This is a genomic window from Streptomyces liliifuscus (assembly GCF_016598615.1).
Lineage (GTDB): Bacteria > Actinomycetota > Actinomycetes > Streptomycetales > Streptomycetaceae > Streptomyces > Streptomyces liliifuscus.
Window position 1 is genome coordinate 10718575 of the sequence record NZ_CP066831.1, and the last position, 18469, is coordinate 10737043.

General features: G+C 69.9%; 19 protein-coding genes. 7 read left to right on the plus strand and 12 right to left on the minus strand.

The genetic code is table 11. From position 1 onward, the window contains the following. Nucleotides 1–3: 3 nt before the first annotated feature. Nucleotides 4–774, minus strand: coding sequence for an ABC transporter ATP-binding protein (locus tag JEQ17_RS46645; RefSeq protein WP_200401004.1), 771 nt, complete (start codon nucleotides 772–774; stop codon nucleotides 4–6). A gap of 36 nt (nucleotides 775–810) precedes the next feature. After that, nucleotides 811–1884 carry a FecCD family ABC transporter permease gene (locus tag JEQ17_RS46650; protein WP_456115144.1) on the minus strand — a complete coding sequence of 358 codons (1074 nt, stop codon included), beginning with the start codon at nucleotides 1882–1884 and terminating at the stop codon, nucleotides 811–813. Between the two features lie 493 nt (nucleotides 1885–2377). On the opposite strand from JEQ17_RS46650, the gene JEQ17_RS46655 reads away from it, so the two are divergent. The 3 genes from JEQ17_RS46655 to JEQ17_RS46665 all read left to right on the plus strand — a co-directional run bounded on the left by JEQ17_RS46655 (nucleotide 2378) and on the right by JEQ17_RS46665 (nucleotide 4431). Then, nucleotides 2378–3016 carry a hypothetical protein gene (locus JEQ17_RS46655; RefSeq protein WP_200401005.1) on the plus strand — a complete coding sequence of 213 codons (639 nt, stop codon included), beginning with the start codon at nucleotides 2378–2380 and terminating at the stop codon, nucleotides 3014–3016. A 177-nt stretch (nucleotides 3017–3193) separates the two neighbouring features. Beyond that, nucleotides 3194–4009 carry an N-formylglutamate amidohydrolase gene (locus tag JEQ17_RS46660; RefSeq protein WP_200401006.1) on the plus strand — a complete coding sequence of 272 codons (816 nt, stop codon included), beginning with the start codon at nucleotides 3194–3196 and terminating at the stop codon, nucleotides 4007–4009. Beyond that, the gene (locus tag JEQ17_RS46665; RefSeq protein WP_200401007.1) at nucleotides 4006–4431 is read left to right on the plus strand and encodes a VOC family protein; all 426 of its coding nucleotides are present in this window, start codon (nucleotides 4006–4008) and stop codon (nucleotides 4429–4431) included. The genes JEQ17_RS46660 and JEQ17_RS46665 overlap by 4 nt, the downstream gene beginning before the upstream one ends. Before the next feature lie 12 nt (nucleotides 4432–4443). Here JEQ17_RS46665 and JEQ17_RS46670 read toward each other — a convergent pair whose 3' ends face one another. Next, nucleotides 4444–4830, minus strand: a complete 387-nt coding sequence (locus tag JEQ17_RS46670; RefSeq protein WP_200401008.1) for a hypothetical protein — start codon at nucleotides 4828–4830, stop codon at nucleotides 4444–4446. A gap of 316 nt (nucleotides 4831–5146) precedes the next feature. Between JEQ17_RS46670 and JEQ17_RS46675 the strand changes: the two genes are divergently transcribed. Further along, a complete protein-coding gene (locus JEQ17_RS46675; protein ID WP_200401009.1) occupies nucleotides 5147–5650 on the plus strand; it encodes a hypothetical protein in 504 nt (167 codons plus the stop codon). A gap of 38 nt (nucleotides 5651–5688) precedes the next feature. Here JEQ17_RS46675 and JEQ17_RS46680 read toward each other — a convergent pair whose 3' ends face one another. Beyond that, nucleotides 5689–6789 carry a nuclear transport factor 2 family protein gene (locus tag JEQ17_RS46680; protein ID WP_200401010.1) on the minus strand — a complete coding sequence of 367 codons (1101 nt, stop codon included), beginning with the start codon at nucleotides 6787–6789 and terminating at the stop codon, nucleotides 5689–5691. A gap of 153 nt (nucleotides 6790–6942) precedes the next feature. On the opposite strand from JEQ17_RS46680, the gene sigJ reads away from it, so the two are divergent. Next, nucleotides 6943–7908, plus strand: coding sequence for an RNA polymerase sigma factor SigJ (sigJ, locus tag JEQ17_RS46685; RefSeq protein ID WP_200401011.1), 966 nt, complete (start codon nucleotides 6943–6945; stop codon nucleotides 7906–7908). Nucleotides 7909–7937: 29 nt separating this feature from the next. On the opposite strand, the gene JEQ17_RS46690 is transcribed toward sigJ, so the two are convergent. Further along, nucleotides 7938–8765, minus strand: coding sequence for an NAD(P)H-binding protein (locus JEQ17_RS46690; protein WP_200401012.1), 828 nt, complete (start codon nucleotides 8763–8765; stop codon nucleotides 7938–7940). A 70-nt stretch (nucleotides 8766–8835) separates the two neighbouring features. Between JEQ17_RS46690 and JEQ17_RS46695 the strand changes: the two genes are divergently transcribed. Next, on the plus strand, nucleotides 8836–9276 hold the full coding sequence (locus JEQ17_RS46695; protein ID WP_200401013.1) for a winged helix-turn-helix transcriptional regulator: 441 nt from the start codon (nucleotides 8836–8838) through the stop codon (nucleotides 9274–9276). Nucleotides 9277–9388: 112 nt separating this feature from the next. Further along, on the plus strand, nucleotides 9389–9961 hold the full coding sequence (locus tag JEQ17_RS46700; RefSeq protein ID WP_200401014.1) for a GNAT family N-acetyltransferase: 573 nt from the start codon (nucleotides 9389–9391) through the stop codon (nucleotides 9959–9961). 91 nt (nucleotides 9962–10052) lie between these two features. On the opposite strand, the gene JEQ17_RS46705 is transcribed toward JEQ17_RS46700, so the two are convergent. The 7 genes from JEQ17_RS46705 to JEQ17_RS46730 all read right to left on the minus strand — a co-directional run bounded on the left by JEQ17_RS46705 (nucleotide 10053) and on the right by JEQ17_RS46730 (nucleotide 18378). Continuing rightward, a complete protein-coding gene (locus JEQ17_RS46705; protein ID WP_200401015.1) occupies nucleotides 10053–11750 on the minus strand; it encodes a dipeptide ABC transporter ATP-binding protein in 1698 nt (565 codons plus the stop codon). Continuing rightward, nucleotides 11747–12754: an ABC transporter permease gene (locus tag JEQ17_RS46710; protein WP_200401016.1), complete on the minus strand. Its 1008-nt coding sequence runs from the start codon at nucleotides 12752–12754 to the stop codon at nucleotides 11747–11749. The genes JEQ17_RS46705 and JEQ17_RS46710 overlap by 4 nt, the downstream gene beginning before the upstream one ends. Further along, the gene (locus JEQ17_RS46715; protein ID WP_200401017.1) at nucleotides 12747–13736 is read right to left on the minus strand and encodes an ABC transporter permease; all 990 of its coding nucleotides are present in this window, start codon (nucleotides 13734–13736) and stop codon (nucleotides 12747–12749) included. The genes JEQ17_RS46710 and JEQ17_RS46715 overlap by 8 nt, the downstream gene beginning before the upstream one ends. After that, nucleotides 13736–15463: an ABC transporter substrate-binding protein gene (locus JEQ17_RS46720; RefSeq protein ID WP_200401018.1), complete on the minus strand. Its 1728-nt coding sequence runs from the start codon at nucleotides 15461–15463 to the stop codon at nucleotides 13736–13738. The genes JEQ17_RS46715 and JEQ17_RS46720 overlap by 1 nt, the downstream gene beginning before the upstream one ends. A 171-nt stretch (nucleotides 15464–15634) precedes the next feature. Next, on the minus strand, nucleotides 15635–15727 hold the full coding sequence (locus tag JEQ17_RS50760; RefSeq protein ID WP_325176319.1) for an Ms4533A family Cys-rich leader peptide: 93 nt from the start codon (nucleotides 15725–15727) through the stop codon (nucleotides 15635–15637). A 51-nt stretch (nucleotides 15728–15778) separates the two neighbouring features. Further along, a complete protein-coding gene (locus tag JEQ17_RS46725; RefSeq protein WP_200401019.1) occupies nucleotides 15779–17887 on the minus strand; it encodes an MFS transporter in 2109 nt (702 codons plus the stop codon). After that, nucleotides 17884–18378: a MarR family winged helix-turn-helix transcriptional regulator gene (locus JEQ17_RS46730; protein ID WP_234048636.1), complete on the minus strand. Its 495-nt coding sequence runs from the start codon at nucleotides 18376–18378 to the stop codon at nucleotides 17884–17886. The genes JEQ17_RS46725 and JEQ17_RS46730 overlap by 4 nt, the downstream gene beginning before the upstream one ends. Nucleotides 18379–18469: the final 91 nt, after the last annotated feature.

Genomic DNA, 18469 nt, shown 5'->3' on the forward strand with positions numbered 1-18469 from the left:
TCCTTACGGGGTGGTGAGCGGGAGCCGGTCGAAGAGAAGTTGGACGGCACCGGTCTCCGGATGCCGTACGGGATGCGCGCGGACCCCGAACACCCCGGCGAGCAGCTCAGGTTGGAGGACGTCGTGGGGCGGTCCCGAGGTGACGATTCGGCCGCCGTCGATGACGTACAGGAGATCGCAGTGCGCGGCGGCCAGGTTGAGGTCGTGCAGGGCGGCCAGCACGGTCGGGCCGCTTGCCCGGACCAACGAGAGCACGTCCAACTGGTGGGCGATGTCGAGGTGGTTGGTGGGTTCGTCGAGTACGAGGACCCTGGGCTGCTGGGCGAGGGCGCGGGCAATGAGGACGCGCTGCTTCTCGCCACCGGACAGGGCGAGGAACCCACGGTCGGCGAGGTGCGTGACACCCGTACGGGCCATGGCGTCCGCACACACGGCACGGTCCCCGGCGGAGGTACGGTCCCGGTGCGGCAGCCGTCCCATGTCGACCACCTCGGCGACGGTGAAGTCGAACTCGGCCGACGATTCCTGCGGCAGCGCGGCCAGCACCCGGGCGGCGGCCCGGGGTGACATGGCGTGTACGTCGTCCCCGTCGAGCCGTATGGTGCCCGCCGCCGGACTCAGCGCCCGGTACACACAGCGCAGGAGTGTCGACTTGCCGCTCCCGTTCGGGCCGACCAGGCCGACGAACGCCCCGCTGTCCACGGCGAGTCGGATGTCGTCGACCAGCCGCACCCCGGCGGCCTCGACCGCCACGCCTTCCAGGTCAAGCCGCATGGCCGCCCACCCTCCTCAAGTCGCCCCCGGTGGCCATCAGCGGCCCCCGAAGGCATAGCCGCCGCGTCGCATGAGCAGCAGAAAGGCGGGCACACCGACCACCGCCGTGATCACTCCGACGGGCAGTTCGGCGGGCGCGAGCAGCAGCCGGGACAGGAGATCCGCCCACACGAGCAGGACGGCTCCGGCGAGCGGAGCCACCGCCAGCACCCGCCGGTGATCGGCACCGACCAGCATCCGCACGACATGCGGCACCATCAGTCCGACGAACCCGATGGCCCCGCTGACCGCGACGACGGTCCCGGTCACGGCGGCGCTGACAAGGAACAACTCCCGGCGCAGCCGCCCCGGTTGGACACCGAGCGCGGCCGAGGTCTCGTCGCCCATGGCAAGCGCGTTGAGCGCCTCGGCGCGCCACCGCAGCCACGCCCACCCGGCCACCACGGTCACGGCGGCGAGCGGCACCTGCGCCCACGTCGCGCCGCCCAGGCTCCCCAGCAGCCACATCATCGCCGACCTGGCCGCCTCGCCACGGGCCGCGCCGAACACCATCACCGTGGTGACGGCCTCGAAGCCGTACGCCAGCGCCGTCCCCGTCAGAATCAGCCGCAGCGGCGTCAGCCCGTGCGCCGACCGGGCCACGGAGTACACCAGCACCATCGCGGCGAGAGCCGATACGAACGCCGACAACGACAGCGCCCAGACCCCCAGCCCCGCGAACGCCCCCAGCAGGATGACGGCGTTGGCACCCACGGCCGCCCCCGAGGAGATACCCAGCACGAACGGGTCGGCGAGCGCGTTGCGCACCATGGCCTGCACCGCCACACCGACGGCCGCGAGCCCCGCTCCGACGACAGCGCCGAGCACGACACGCGGCAGACGGATCTCCCAGACGATGGTGTACGCGGCGACGTCCCCGGCATGCACCGTCCCGCCGGTGAACCCGGCCCACAGGAACCGGTGCACGTCCGCCCAGCCGATCCCCGAGGCCCCGAGAGCCACCCCGCACACGATCGAGACGAGGAGCAGCAGCCCCAGTCCAACGACCAACGGCGGGACGGATATTCGGCGCGGGTTCGGGCTCGTGCTCTTGATCGAGGTCTGGCGCACGGTCGGGGCGGTCCTTCAGCTGAGGCCGCCTGAACGTCAGTGAAGAGACAGCCCGTACGACACGCCGGCCGTGCGGTCCCCTCTCGCAGTCCACGGCGAGCAGTAAACGGGTCGCACCACCCACGGGCGATCGGGCTCACGCGACGAACCACGGGTTCGCCACGCACACCGTTGCGGGTCAGCGCCGGACTCTCACCGGACTTCCCCCACAGGCAGCGACGGGAGCGTAACAAACCGGGGGAGCGGCGGACGAGCGGGGGAGTGGGCGACTGGATATTTGCGGAAATCGGGTTTCCGTAGCCGTGTGGATGAGTCGGCGTACGAACTTCGGCGTAAAAGGGCCCTGTTCCGGTGCGGGCAATTGGCAAGCATGTACCCACCGTTTTTCCTCTGGAGGCATCACATCTGACCGATATCTCGAACGTTGCTTGATATTTCGGCCGCGAAGCGAGCCCCGCACTCGGCGGCCCACCCCCCACAGGAGGACTTCTCAATGAGCCCACGACACGCCTCGGAGCCCACCGAGCGAACGACCGGGCCCCGGCGACGGCTGGCGGTCATAGCCGTACTGGCAGCAACCGTGCTCGCCGGGCCCGGCGTCGCGCAGGCCGCGCCCCAGGCCGCCCCAATCCCCAAGGAGCAGGTGGCGGCGGCCACCATCACCTGGACCCTCGAACGGGCCGCCAATCCCACTCAGGACCAGCAGACGGCGTACAACCTCATCACGGCGGCCATGAACGCCGCGGTGGCCCGCTACAACAACGTGAGCGACCTCGGCAAGACCATCACCGTCCGCTACGACCCGGGCGTCCCCACAGCCGATGGCAACATCAACGGCACGATCCGCTTCGGCAACCGCGGTTACATGACCGAGCGGACCGCGCTGCACGAGATCGCCCACACCATCGGCGTGGGCACGAGCTCCCGCTGGTCCTCCCTCGGAGGCAGCGGCACCTGGCGCGGCGCGCAGGCCACGGCCCTCGTCAAGCAGTTCGACGGCTCGGGTGCCACGCTGTCCACCGGCGGCGGCCACTTCTGGCCCTACGGCCTGAACTACGAGAACGAGTTCTCGAACACGGCGGCCAACCGCCACGTCCAGATCGTCGCAGCCATGGTTCGCGACGGCCTGTAACCCGGACGCCGCTGGAGGGGTGGCCACTCCCGCCGGTCCGCCGCGCGGCCCGCACACCCCTCCGGCTCGGCCGGTTGGTGTAGTAGGAAAGGTGCACATGCCCTGACGCACGACCCGAACCCGCACTCGAACCCACACACGACGCCCGCCCCACGCGCACGCATCGAGGACCCCTGAATGAACGACGTGTCGGCTCCCTACCGTCTGGTGGCCGGCGCGCCGGACTCCCCTGTGATCCTGCATGTCCCGCACTCCTCGCGGGTGATCCCGCCGGACGTACGGAGCGGCATCGTGCTCGAAGACGCGGCCCTGGAACGGGAGTTGGACCACATCACCGACTCCCACACCGCGCGGATCGCGGCGACGGCAGCCGGACGCTGCGCCTCGGTGCCCTGGCAGTTCGTCAACCAGTTGTCCCGGCTCGTCGTCGACCCCGAACGGTTCCCGGACGAGCGGGAGGAGATGCTGGCCGTCGGGATGGGCGCGGTCTACACCCGGACCACGCACCAGGAGGAGCTCCGCCGGGCCGACCACGACGGACAGCAGCTCGTCGAGCGCTACTTCCACCCGTACGCGGCCGCCGTCACGGACGCCGTGACCCAGCGGCTGGAAGCAGTCGGACGGGCCGTGATCATCGACGTCCACTCCTACCCGACCGAGCGCCTGCCCTACGAACTGCACGGTGACGGCCCCCGGCCGCCCATCTGCCTGGGGCGGGACGTCTTCCACACCCCGGCCGAACTGCTGGCCCACGCCGAGAAGGCGTTCGCGGGCTTCGGAGACACAGGTATCAACACCCCCTTCGAGGGGACGTACGTCCCGCTGAAGTACTACGGGAACGACCGCCGAGTCAGCGCCCTGATGATCGAGATCCGGCGGGACGTCTACATGTCCGAGCCGGGCGGCGCAGCGGGCCCCGGCCTCGACGCCCTCGCGAACACGCTCGCAGACCTCGTCGACATGGCGAGTACGGCAGGCACAGTGGAGACATGAACGCAGATCACGGAAACATTCTGGCCGGAGCACGCGTGGCGACGAGGCTCCCCGCCCAGGACCTGGACCGGGCGAGGCGCTTCTACTCCGAGCAACTCGGTCTGGAGCCCGTCGACGAGCGGCCCGGTGGACTGTTGTACCGGTGCGGAGGCGTGGACTTCGTCGTGTTCCGATCGACGGGAGCCTCGCCCGGTACCTTCACCCAGATGGCGTTGGAGGTCGACGACATCGAGACGGCCGTATCGGAACTCAAGCGGCGCGGAGTGGTGTTCGAGGAGGTGGACGTCCCTGGACTCCGCACCAGGAACGGCATCGCCGAGATCGAGGGGAACTACCCGAGCAAGGGCGCACGGGGCGAACGGGGTGCCTGGTTCCGTGACAGCGAGGGAAACCTGCTGGGCATCGGCGAGCTGGTCTTCTGAGCACGGACGCGATCAGAAGCGGCCCTTGACCGACGAGTACAGGGTCTCCACGCTGCTCCGGGTGCCGTCACCCCCGCCGATGAAGCTCGTACGGGGGTTGAGGCGGAACGTGCTGCCGTCCGCGCGGCGTATGCGAACGTACGTGTTGCCGGTGTAGGCGCCGCTCATGTGCAGCTCACGGGGTCTGTTGCCCAGAGCCACCTCGTCCAGCGGATCCGCCCAGAGCAGCCCTTTGTCGCTGACCGACCAATAGGCACTCTTGACCAGAAGCACCCGACGGTCGGTCACCCCGAGGACGGCACGCCGGAATCCGGCGCCGAGGTACCCGGAGAGGGCCACCTTCAATGTCTCCTTGCGCAGATGGGGGTGCAGGGCTCGCTTCAGTTCGGAATCGATCATGAGGACCCTCCATTGGCCGGTGCCTGCAGACCTGGCGCAGTGCCGCGGTCGAGCGCGTGCACCCTCGTGGATGTACGCGCCGCTGGTGCACCCACAGATGATGCCCGCCGCACCGCCCCGAGTCACGTCTGTCGTCCCAACGGATCGCGGTGGTAACCGAGTTGGGCCGACACCCTCGGGAGAGCAGTCGACGTGTCGCCCGGCGGGTCCGGTCGGCCGTCGGTGCGAGTCGGCGTGCTCGGGAGCGGTCCCGAGCGCCGTACGTCACCATGACTCGCCCAGAACAGCCATCGGTCCTGACCGCGGAGCGGAGCCCATGCGCCAGACGCTTTCCACACGACGCCCGGGCGTCCTCGTCGCACTCCTGACCCCCTGTGTGGCACTGCTGCTGGCAGGGTGCGGGAGCGACGGCACGGACAAGACCGCCCAGGATCGATCGACCGCGCCCCGGACGTCGGCGACGGCGACCGCGCAATCACCGGATCCGGACGCGACGCCCGACGAGAGTCCGAGCGCTTCGCCCCGCCCCACCGACGACACCCTTCCGGCGGACCCTGCCCCGGACGCGAGCGAGCAGGTCGACGAGGCGTTTCGCGCGGCGCGTGCCGTCGCGCTCCAGGGCAACCTGCGCTACATCGATCCCGCACTGGGCGCACCCGAGGACATCGACAAGGCCGACGCCCAGTGCGCCGACCTCCAACGAAACGTCGCCAACCCGGACCAGCTCGCCGCCCGACGCTTCAGCACCGGGAACCACAAGGTGACCACGGCCGACGGAAAACGGATCAACACCCTGTTGAGCAACACGTATTGCGGCTGAGGCGGGTTGCGCGTCAGTCCAACGGACCCTGGGCGGTGTCAGTATCCGATGGCCTCTCGGAGAAGCAGCACGGTGCCGCGTCCTGGGCGGGAGTCCGCGTTGAGGATGAGCAGGCGGTTGACGGCGCTGGGCATCCCGTACACCGCTTGGGCCCGGGCGTTCTCCAACGGGAGGGCGTGCTCCTCGACGCGGCGCAGCGCTGTGCCCAGGTCGGGCACCACCTTCTGCGCGCCGACGATCCAGATCGCGTGGCCGGCGCCACCCGCGTTGGCAGGGAGTTGGCTGCCGCTGCCCGAGGCAAGAACGAGCGAGCCGGTCTCGGTGACCGCGGCGACGCTGTTGACGACGAAGTCGGGGCCGGCGACCAGCCTTCGGATCTCGTCGGCGCCGGTTGCACGGTCGATGTCCAGCACGTGCGGCCTGATGGCGTCGTACCGGCCGCCGACGTTGATGTCCTCGTCGATGCCGGACAGCCGGAGGGTCTCGCTGGCCCCGGTGAGCACACTGGCGCCCTCGGGGAGCAGATCCTTGATGCGAGTGCGCGCGGCCGCGGCGTCGTCGAGGACCTCGGCGGCGAAGCCGCCCGCACGCAGCGCGGCGGCAACCCGCTCCAGTCGTTCGGCCGATGCCGGTTCGGCGAAGGACGCGGGCGGCTCCGGGGCGGCCGTGGCGTCTGCCGAGTCGGTCTCGGAACCCTGCGCCGCGTGGGGCGCCGTGCCCGCAAGCGGGGAGGTGTCGAGGTACCTGACCTCGTACACCCGCTCGGCGAACCTCCAGCCCTCCTCGGTGCGCTGGTAGTGGTCGTGGTAGACGGCGTAGTTCAGACCCTGGCGTCCGTCTAGGGTGCGCGCGAGCTCTTGGATGTAGGCGCGGCCGGTCGCGGTGTCGCCGTCGATTTGGATCGTGCCGGGGTGCGTGGTCTGTACGAAGAAGTCCCACTGGCTCTGCAGCCGCTCGCCCCCGGCACGGATCTCCTCGCGGCCGACCAACTCGACGGGAATGTTGGGCATGCGCAGGGCACCGTCCGGTGTGAACAGCGACGACAGGCGGGGCCTGTCGCGCATCATCGCCGCGTCGGTGAACTCTCCGCGCAGTGCCTCGATCTCGACGCGGTCCGCGATGGCCTGGAAGTCGTTCATCGTCAGTCATCTCTCCGTCTCGTTGTCGTCCTCACCGTTACGACAACGCAGTCCCTCGGAATGTGAGGCGGCGCGTCGGCCTCACATTCCGGTGCGCTGTCTTGTCATAACGGTCAGAGACACAGAAGCGAGCGAGGGAGACGGGGCCAGACCATGACCACCAGAGCCGAGCCCGGCGACGAACCGAGTGATCCGAGTGATCAGGGCGACCAGGGCGATCCGGGCCTCAGCGCGATCATGAGCGAGCGGCGCCAGTTGATCAACCTCGGCTATCGACTCCTCGGGTCCCTCGCCGACGCCGAGGATGTCGTGCAGGAGACCTACGCCCGCTGGTACGCCATGTCCGCACGAGAGCAGCAGGCCATCGAGTCGCCCGGCGCCTGGCTGGTGACGGTCGCCAGCCACATCTGCCTCAATCTGCTCGGCTCGGCACGGGCCAGGCGGGAGACGTACGTGGGCGACTGGATCCCGGAACCGCTGCCCGAGCCCACGGAGTGGATCACCGGGCGCTCCGGCGTCGGCGCGATCGACCCGGCCGATCGGGTGACCCTCGACGAGTCGGTGACGATGGCCTTCCTGGTCGTCCTCGATTCGATGACCCCGGCCGAGCGCGTCGCGTTCGTCCTGCACGACGTCTTCCGCTACCCCTTCGGCGAGGTGGCGGAGATCGTCGGACGTACTCCGGCGGCATGCCGTCAACTGGCCTCGTCCGCCCGCCGTCGCATCCATACCGCTCAGACGCCAGTAGGCCCGAGTGCCGGACAGGCCGGGATCGTCAGGCAGTTCAGAACGGCGTGGGAGGCCAAGGACATCGATGCCCTGATCGGCCTGCTCGACCCCGACGCCACCGCGACCGCCGACGGCGGCGGGCGGGCCGTCACCCACCTGCACCCGATCGTGGGCGGTGAGCGGATCGCCCGTGCCTACGCCGAGATCGCCCGTGTGTCGGGGGACCGCACGACGTTCCGGGAGTGCACGGTCAACGGCCTGCCCGGCTTGGTGGCATGGCAGGACGGAGAGATCGCGACCGTGTTCGCCTTCGAGATCGCGGGCGACCGGGTCAGGCACATCTGGGCGGTCCGAAACCCCGAGAAGCTTCGTCCCTGGCGGATCGGCTGAGGAGTGGGGCGGCGTCGGCCCGAAGCGGTCTACGGTGCCGAGCGCGCGGCGCCGACCGAGGCCGCGTATGCCTCCAGCGCGGACCGTGGCTCCCGCTCCAACAGCTCGCGAAGCGCGTTGTGTTCGATGCCCGTGCCGTCCAGGAAGCCGGCCGCGATCGCCGAGTACGTTCCCACGAGCATCGGCAGTTGGTAGGGCAGCGCCTCTCCGGCGGCAGCGATCGTTTCCCGGGCTCGGGTGAGCGAGCCGGGTTCGTAGGAGCCGCGGACTGCGGCCGCCAGCTCCGTGCCGCCGAGGGCTTCCTCGCCGACAAGCTCGTACGTGCGGCCCGCATGCCGCTGCGGGGCGCTCACCACGCGAGCGGCCACCTCCGCGAGATCCTCGCGGGCGACGGCGGCCAGGCGCCCGCCGCCGAGCGGCGCGGTGATGGTCCCGTCGGGGCCGGGGGCGGCGATGGCGGCGAGGAACTCCGCGTACAGGCCATTGCGCAGGACGGTCCACTCCGAGCTGCTCCGCCGGATTCTGCGCTCGGTCCAGCGATGGGGGAGTGCGTAGGCGAGGTGGTCGCCGTCTCCGCTGAGGCTGGTGTAGACGATGTGCCGTACGCCCGCCTTCTCGGCCGCTGTGATGGCCGCGTCGTGACGGGCGATGACCACGTCGTCCTCGCCGAACCCCGCGGAGACCAGCAGCAGCGTGTCCACGCCCGTGAAGTCGAGCGACGCCGGATCGTCGAAGTCGACGCGGCGCTCACCCGCGGAACGCGGTGCGCGGGTGCCGAGCACCACGTCGTCGCGCGCCGCCAGTTGCCGGGTGACGAGCCGACCGAGTGCCCCGGCGGCGCCGGTGACCAGAATCATGGGAAGTCCCTCCTGAGCTGTGTGGTTCCATCCTCGGCAGAGGAACTCGATCGCATAAGGAGGCACTTTCATGTCAGCAGGGCACATGGCGGTAACCAGCCCGGCGACCGCCCCGGTGGTCGCCGAAGCCGTGATCGTCTGCGAGACACCGCAGGACGAGTGCGGTGTCCGGGACGTACTGGACCGGCTCGGCGACAAGTGGTCCGTCTACGTGGTGGTCGAACTCGCCTCAGGCATCCGCCGATTCAAGGAGCTCCAGCGCGCCATCCCCGGCGACATATCGCAGCGCATGCTGACGCTCACCGTCCGTCGGCTCGAGCGCGACGGTCTGGTGAGGCGCACGGTGTATCCCACCGTCCCGCCCCAGGTCGAGTACGAGCTGACCGAGATGGGACACAGCCTCACCCACCTCGTGAAGGCCCTCGCCGACTGGTCGATCGCCCATCGCCCGGCCATCGCCGCCTCCCACCAGGCGTGGGACACGGCCCACCCGGACTCGGACATCCGCTGACCACTCGGGTCCGGCGAACGTGTTGTGGGACCCGAAGGAACCGGATCCGATCGGATCCGTGCCGCCGGAAGGTCGCACGGCGTCACCGCGCACACCGTGCCATCGTGGTGCCATGACCATCGAAGTGCGCCCGGCTGCGGTCTTCGAGGACGTCCGCACCCTGGTCGGCCCGAAGTCGCCCGGGGCGAACGTCTGCTGGTGCCTGAGCTACCGGATCCCGTCCAAGCTCAACAACGAGCTTCGCGGGCCGGCCCGCGGCGAATACGTCGCCGAACTGTGCCGTACGGGACCCCCGCCTGGAGTGCTCGCCTACGACGGCGACGAGCCGGTCGGCTGGGCCGCCGTGGCGCCGCGCTCCGACACCTCCTTCGCACGCAACCGCAAGATCCCGCACGTCGATGACCTCCCGGTCTGGTCGCTGTGGTGCATCCGCGTACGCCCCGGCCACCGGAAGCAGGGGATCTCGCACGCTCTCATCGCCGGAGCGGTCGAGTACGCCCGCGACCGCGGCGCACCGGTCGTCGAGGCGTACCCCCTCGACAACGGTGACGCCAAGGTCGACATGACGATGGCGTACGCAGGACTCAGGAAGAACTTCGAACGCGCCGGGTTCACCCACGCCGCCGACACCACCTCGGTACTGGCCGGTCATCCCCGGATCCTGATGCGCCTCGACCTGCGCTGACAGGCCGGCCAAGGCCTCCCCGGCCAACCAGGACCTGCCGTGGCCGCCCCGCACGCGTAGGGGCAGCCACGGTGGACACGCGCCGGGCAGGCTAGCCGACAGCCGCCTTGACCACCCGGGTGTCCCCGCTTGCGCGGGCCGCGCGTCGACGGGCCGCCTCCGCCGGGTTGAGCACCGGGACGGCTGCCAGCAGGGCCTTGGTGTACGGGTCCTGCGGGCTGTCGTAGACCGTGTCCGACGGGCCCTCCTCGACGACAGTGCCCTGGCGCATGACCGCCACCCGGTCGCTGGCCCGGCGTACCACCGCCAGGTCGTGGGCGATCAGCACCAGCGCGAGCCCGAGGTCGCGTTGGAGCTGCGCCAGGAGGTCCAGGACCTGTGCCTGGGTGGTGACGTCGAGCGCGGAGACCGGCTCGTCGCACACGATGAGCCCGGGCCCGGGCGCGAGTGCCCGTGCGATGCCCACCCGCTGGCGCTGACCACCACTGAACTCGTGCGGATAGCGGTGATACCAGCGCGGGTCGAGTCCGACACGCTCCAGGAGTTCGCTCGCGCGCCGTGTGATCTCCGCGTCGGTCAGGGTTCCGGCGGCGCGCAGCGGGTCGGCGACGGACTCACCAATACTGCGACGTGGATTGAGCGAGGAGACAGGGTCCTGGAACACCATCTGCAGATCGCTGCGGAAACCGGTCAACTCGCGCCCCTGATACCGGACGGAGCCACCGCTGGGCTCCAGCAGGCGGACCAGCATCCGGCCCAGCGTGGTCTTGCCGCTGCCCGATTCACCGACGATGCCGAGGGTCTCGCCCTGCGCCACGGTCAGCGAGACACCGTCCACGGCGACCGTACGGTCCCTTCGGCGCCCGAACTCCCTGCGCACGCCGACCGCTTCCAGCAGGATGTCTCCACCGGACGCGGACGGAACGGCAGATACGGGGATGACCACCGCGGAACGCCGCGTGTCCACCCGGGGCACGGCCGCCAACAGCTCGCGTGTGTAGGGCTGTTGAGGGGCACTGAGGACTGCGCCGACCGGGCCGCGCTCGACGGCGCGCCCGTCCCTCATGACCAGCATGTCCTCCACGCTGCCCGCCACCACCCCCAGGTCGTGGGAGACCAGGATCAGGCCCATGCCGGTCTCCGCGCGCAGGTCGTGCAGCAGGTCGAGGATCTGGGCCTGGACCGTCACATCCAGCGCGGTGGTCGGCTCGTCGGCCACCAGCAGCCGCGGTTCGCAGGCGAGCGCCATCGCGATCAGGGCACGCTGGCGCATGCCGCCGCTGAACTCGTGCGGCCGGGAACGGGAGCGGCGGGCCGCATCGGGGATGCCGACCCTGTCCAGCACGGTCACAGCGCGCTGCCGCGCGGCCCGCCGCGAGACGTGCGGGGCGTGTGCCCGGTGGACCTCGGCGATCTGGTCGCCGACGGCCATGTAGGGGTCGAGGGAGGACAGCGGGTCCTGGAAGACCATGGCCGCGGTCCCGCCGCGCAGGTGCCGCAACTCCCGCACGGACGCGGTCTCCACATCGATCCCGCCGACCCGCACCGTGCCGCTCAGATGCGCTCCGGTGCCACGATGCAGGCCCAGCAGCGCCGCGGCGACCGTGCTCTTCCCGGAACCGGACTCACCCACGATCCCCAGTGCCTGTCCGGCGGTGAGCCGGAAGGACAGGTCGTCGACGGCCCGTACGGTCTCGCCTCCCGTGGGGAACTCGACCGTCAGCCCTTGGACGTCGACGAGCGGTTCGGCCGTCGAGGCGGACGCACCCGTCGGCTGCTGTGATGTCACGACAGGACCACCCTTCGGTCGGCCAGGGCGTAGAGGACGTCCGCCACGGCGTTGGCGAGGACCACGGCGGTCCCGATCACGAGGACCACGCCGACGACGACCGGCAGGTCGACGGAGCGGACGCTGTCGATGAGGAGCCGGCCCAGGCCCGGGATGCCGAACAACTGCTCGGTGAGCATCGCGCCGCCCATCATCGACCCCAGGTCCAGGGCGCTCAGCGCGATCACCGGAGGCAGCGCCCCGCGCAGCGCGTGCCGGGTGACGATGGCGCGTTCGCTCACCCCGTACGCACGGAACGTGCGGATGTGGTCCTCCGCGAGGACCTCGAGAGTGGAGGAACGCGTGAGCCGGGCGTACTTCGCGCTCTCGAAGAGGCCCAGCGTCAGCCACGGCAGCAACATGTTCCACGCCCACTGCTCGGGATCCTGGGACAGCGGTACGTACGACGGGAAGGGCAGCCACTGGAGATAGGCGCAGACGACCATGAGGAGCAGCAGACCCAGGATGAAGACCGGGGTGCCGGTCCCGGCCAGGGTCAAGATGGTCAGCACACGCTCCGTCGCGCCGCCCCGCCTCAGCGCGGACAGCAGCCCCGTGCCGACACCCAGCGACAGCCATACCGCCATCGCACCGAAGGCGAGCGAGGCGGTGGCCGGAAGGCCCTCCAGGATCAGCGTGGTGACCTGCTGGTCGTTCTGGTGGGACAGGCCGAGGCAGGGCGCGGCGCAGTGCTGCAGCGAGGTGCCCGCCGAGTAGTCGCGTCCCGCGAACAGGCCCTGCAGAAAGTGCAGATACTGGGCGTACGTCGGCTCGTCGAGCCCCAGCTGCTGACGCACCTGCGCCACCTGGGCCGGGTTGCATCGCTCCCCGCACGCGAGTTGGGCGGGGTCGCCGGGGACGACGTAGAAGAGCGCGTACAGCACGGCGGAGAGCACCAGCAGGACCAGTGCGGCCCCCAGCAGGCGCTTGGCCGCGAAGCGCGCGCCCGGAAAACGGTCAGTCACGGGTCTTCTCCTTGCGGGTGCCCACCCGCAGGCGGCTCGCCTCCCGCGGATCGAGCGCGGTGCGCACCGCGTCGCCCAGCACGGTGAAGGCGAGGACGGTGACGAACAGCAGCCCGGACGGCAGCAGGACGTACAGGGGGTCGGCACGGAACCAGGTGGTCGCCGTCGACAACATCTGGCCCCACGAGGGCGTGGGCGGTGTCACGCCGATGCCGAGGAACGACAGCGACGCCTCCAGCACGATGTTGGAGGGCAGGAGGATGGCCGCGTACGTGATGACGGGCGCCGCGAGCGACGGCAGCAGCTCCCGCCGCACCACCCGCAAGGGACCCGAGCCACCCAGCCGGGCCGCCGCCACGAAGTCGAGGCGGCGCAGCGTCAGGGCCTGGGCCCGTACGACCCGGGAGGTGCCACCCCAGTTGAGGGCACCCATGACCAGGATCAGGAGCAGCGGGCGAGGGAAGTCACCCGGGACCACGGTGGTCAGCGCGATGGCGAGGACCAGCATCGGCAGGGCCACCATCACGTCGGTGATCCTGCTGAGGAGCTGGTCCGCCCACCTGCTGCCGAGCGCCGCGGCCAGGCCGACGCTCACACCGATCACCACCTGGAGCAGCGTCGCCCCCGCCGCCACCAGCAGTGACACCCGGGCGCCGTACACCAGCCGGGCGAAGAGATCGCGGCCGGTGCCCGGCTCGATACCCAGCCAGTGCTCGCCGCTGACACCCCCGAAGGAACCCTTCGGCGCGCCACCGCTCGCGGAGTCGACCAGCTCGTCGTGGTAGGTGTACGGGTCCTGCCCGCTCAGCGCCGAGAGCAGTGGCGCGGCGAGCGCGGCGAGGACCAGCGCGGCGAGCACCGCGCCCGAGACGACGGCCGAGGGCCGGGTGCGCAGCGTCCGCCACACACCACGGGCCCCCGCCGCGGGTCCCGGGGCGGCCGGCACGCCCGCCCCGGGTGCCAACACGTCCTGCACGGTCATTACTTGACCGCCGCCTGCGAGATGTCGAGGACGCCGGTCCAGTCGCTGATGACGACGTTCTTGATGTCCTTGCCGACCAGGCGCTGGTAGACCGGGTGGTAGAGCGGCACCGTGAGGGCCTGCGCACCGATCTTCTTGTCCAGGGCGCCCCAGCGCTTGGCCGCGGCGTCCAGGTCGGTGAGACCGCTGATCTCGTCGAACTCCTTGTTGATCGCCGGGTCGTTAAGCTGAGCGCTGTTGAAGTTGGCGCCGTCCTTGACGATCTGGCGGCCGTCGAAGATCGGGGCGAGGAACGGATAGCCGGCGGGCCAGTCGGCGCCCCAGCGGGTGATGAAGAACCCGGGGCCGTCGTTGGCGTCCCAGCGCTTCTCGTTGTAGGCGTTGGCCTCCAGACCCTTGAGCTTCACTGTGATTCCGGCCTTCGCGAGGGACTGCTGGATGGCCGAGGCGACCTTGGGCCCCATCTCGCCCTCGTCGGTGGAGTGGGTGAGTGTCACGGTGAGCCCGTTCTTGTAACCGGCCTTCGCCAGCACCTCCTTGGCCTTCACCGGGTCGCCGTTCTTGCCCGCGGGGAACAGGTCGTACGGCGTGTGGCCGAAGGCCTTCTGGTCCGGCAGGAAGGTGGTGGCGGGCTCGGCGAGCGAGGAGCCGCCCACGGCGTTGATGACGCTGCTGCGGCCGATCGCGTACGAGATCGCCTGCCGCACCTCGGGCTTGTCGAAGGGCTTCACCCTCGGGTTGAACGCCAGGTAGTTGGTGTAGCCGAAGTGCCCCACACCGACGCGGGACTTGAGGGACTTGTCCCGGCCGATCTGGGCGAGCTCGGCGGGGCCGAGGTTCGTGTCCGTGGTGACCGCGCGCGCGTCGTCCCCGGAACTGGTCGACAGTCGCTGGTTGATGACCGCCGAGTCGAGCCCGGAGCGCACGTCGACGGTGTCCGGGTAGGCCTTGCGCTGGTCGTCGACCTTCTGGGACCAGTACGGGTTGCGCTCCAGCTGGAGCCGCTCGCCGTCGTTGGTGTTCTTCACGACCTTGTACGGGCCTGAGGAGACCGGATGTTCCTCGTACTTGGTGCCGGTGTCCTTGGCCTTGGGCACCGGCGCGAACTGGGTCTGCGTCGCCAGGTAGGGGAAGTCGCCGACGGGCTTCTTCAGCTTGAAGACGATGGTGCTCTCGTCGGGCGTCTCGATGGAGTCGAGAGTCTTCTTGCCCTTGCCGGACTTGTAGGGGCCCTGGAAGGTGTCGCCGCCGATCAGCCAGTCGCGCAAGTACGGGGCTCCGCCGGACAGTTCGGCTGCGAAGGACCGCTCCACGCCGTACTTGATGTCGGCGGAGGTGATGGGGGAGCCGTCCTCGAACTTCAGCCCCTTCTTGAGGGTGTACGTCCACACCGTGGCGTTCTTGCTGGGGGTGCCGAGGTCCGTGGCCAGGTCGGGGACCACCTTCGTGCCCGCGGCACCGGCCGCCCGGTTGCGGGTGGTCAGCGTCCGGAAGACCAGCGAGGGGACGTTGCCTCCGCCGGACGTGTAGAGGCGGGCGGGGTCGAAGTCCGCCTGCGCGTCGGAGTTGAGGACGGTGAGTTTGCCGCCCTTGGCGGGCTTTCCGTCACTCGCTCCGGAGTCCGCGCTGCTGTCCTTCGGCCCGGAGCAGGCCGCCAGTCCTCCGACGAGAGCCAGGCCGACGGTGGCCACGGCGGCGCGCTGGGATATGAGTCTGCGTTCACGCATGGGGGGATGGATGCCTTTCGGGGCGGGATTGCCGTCGGAAGGCATCGAGAGCACCTGAAAGAGACGCTGGGCTGTGCGAGACCACACCGACGACACGGGAAGAGTGGATGTGCCGGTTTGGGCTCGGGTGATGACAACAAGGAGGCGAGAACGCCTCTGCGAGCCCGGGGCTCAGCGACAGTCGACGTCGGACACAGCGTGGGCGTGCACACCGATGAGCACCAGGCGGAACCTGGCGCGCTCGGAGACACGGCGACTCGACATGGAGAGAACACTATCGAACGTGACCGCGAACCGTGACACCACCTGTGCCACTCAATCGGGAGTGCGGCCGGTGTGCGCTTGGCCCACGGTGCCCTCGACACCGCGGACCGCTGTCAGGGCGAGGTCCGAGAGAGCCGGTTCCGTTCCCGTGGTGACCTGTATGGCGCGGGGCTCGTGCCCTTTGGCCGACACGACCAGCATGTGCGAGCCGGGTTCCGCCGATGCAAGCTCGTACGTACCGTCCTGGCCCGATCTGGCGATGGCCTTCTGGTGGCCGTAGCGGTCGACGAGTGTGAGGGTGGCGTGGGCCAGCGGCTCGCCGGAACCGTCCCGTACTGTGCCGCGCAGTTCCAGGGCGGGTGGCTTGGCCGAGCCGACCTCGGCGGCTGTCCGAGTGGGCGCCGCGGCAGTCGGCGTCCCGGGTGTCGGCGAGTGGGGAGACGCCTTGCCGCGGCCACGGATCAGTGAAGCGGCCGCAGCGGCCAGGGACATGGCGATGGCGAGGGAGAACACTATGACCAGACCGTCGTGGAACGGCTGCGAGATCAGGTGGGGGAAGAACTCACGCCCGGTGAGGTGCGCCGAGGCAGTCGGCGAGAGGTGGGCGAGGGCGTCCGGGCCGAGCAGGTGCTGGATCGGGTTGTAGCCGAGGAAGGCCGCGAACAGGACGCCCACCGGGGGCAGTTCGGCGACCGTGTGCGCGGCGTGTGCCGGGACGCCCTGGGCGGTGAGGCCCGCACTCAGGGTGTGCGGCAGCGTGCCGGAGAGCCCGGCCACCATGAGCGAGAAGAACACGCCCATGGACAGCACCATGCCGGCGTTCTGGAATGTGGCGCGCATGCCGGAGGCGGCACCACGGGCGTCGGCCGGGACGTTCGACATGATGATCGACGTGTTCGGCGCCGCGAAGAGACCGCCGCCGAGCCCGTTGAGGAAGATCAGCGCGGCGAAGATCCCGTACGAGAAGTCGCTGGGCAGCATGAGCAGTCCGGCGAACGACGCCGCCATCACCGCGAATCCGGACGCGGCGAACAGCCGCGCGCCGAACCGGTCGGACAGTACTCCCGAGATCGGCCCGGCGAGCAGGAAGCCTGCGGTCAGCGGCAGCATGTAGATGCCCGCCCACAGTGGGGTGTCGGCGTAGTCGTAGCCGTGCAGGGGAAGCCAGATGCCCTGCAGCCAGATGATGAGCATGAACTGCAGGCCGCCGCGCGCGATCGACCCCAGCAGAGTGGCCGCGTTGCCGCCCGCGAACGCCGCGTTGCGGAACAGGTGCAACGGGAACATCGGCTCGGCGACCCTTGTCTCGACCACGCAGAAGACCGCGAGCATGGCCACGCCGCCGATCAGCCCGGCCAGCACCCACGGGTTGGTCCAGCCCATGGTGTGACCGCCGTAGGGCTGGATGCCGTAGGTGATACCCGCGAGCAGGGCACTCAGCCCGACGGCGAAGGTGATGTTGCCCCACCAGTCCATCCGCCCCGGCCTGCGCACACCGGTCTCGTGCAGCGACTTGTACGCCCACACCGTGCCGAGCAGGCCGATGGGCACGTTGACCCAGAAGACCGAGCGCCAGTTCCACGTCACGAGGGCCCCGCCCAGCACCAGGCCGATGAACGACCCGGCGATGCCCGCCACCATGTTGACGCCCAGAGCCATGCCGCGCTGACGGGCGGGAAAGGCGTCGGTGAGGATGGCCGCGGAGTTGGCCATCAGCATCGAGCCGCCGACAGCCTGCACGATGCGCCAGCCGATCAGCCACAGCGCCCCGCTCCCGCCGTGGAAGGGGTCGAGGGACAGGACCACCGAGGTGAGCGTGAAGATCAGGAAGCCGGCGTTGTAGATGCGGACCCGGCCCATCATGTCCCCGAGCCGGCCGAGGGCGACCACCAGCACCGCGGTGACGAGCATGTAGCCCATCAGCATCCACAGCAGATAGCTCACGTTCGCGGGCTCCAGCGGATCCAGTCGGATACCGGTGAAGATCCCGGGCAGCGAGATCAGCACGATCGAGCTGTTGATCGTGGCCAGCAGCATGCCCACGGTGGTGTTGGTCAGTGCGACCCACTTGTAACGGGGATGATCCACGCCGATCCACGCTCTGCGGTTGCCGTTCCCGGGTTCGGCGCCTGCGGGTATGTGGGACTGCTCGGCGGTCATCGCTCGCTCCCGGTGTTGCGCTGTTCGAGGAGGGGACTCTGCTGTGTGCCGTCCTGGAGCATCCGCTGCACCAGCGGCAGGGCGGTCCGCATCGCGGTTGCCAGGGCTTGCTGCTCTTCGTCGGGGAGGGTGGACAGCAGGGTGGCCAAGCGGGTGTCACGCTCTTGTCGGCGCTCGGCGAGAATCGCCCGCCCGGTGTCCGTGATGGCGACCAGGGTGACCCGGCCGTCCTCCGGGTCGTCGATGCGCAGTGCCAGCTCCTGCCGTTCCAAGCGCTGCACCAGCTGGGTCATCGACGGCTGTGTGACGCCTTCCGCCGCTGCCAGCGCGGTCAGCCGGGCCGGACCCTCCCGCTCCAGCCGGGCGAGGGCGGAGGCGGCGGTGAAGCTCATACCCCGCCGGTCCGTCACGGCCCTGACCACGACAGAAGCCAGGTCGGCCAGCGCCCGCGCGGTTTCCTGGAGGCGGTCCTCCGAGTGCGACTGATCCACAGTCATCAGTATCGCGCATTTACATAGGCACCCTATGAAAAATGGGTAAGAAGAATCTCCGGCCGAGGCATGGGGTCGAAGGCCGGCTTCG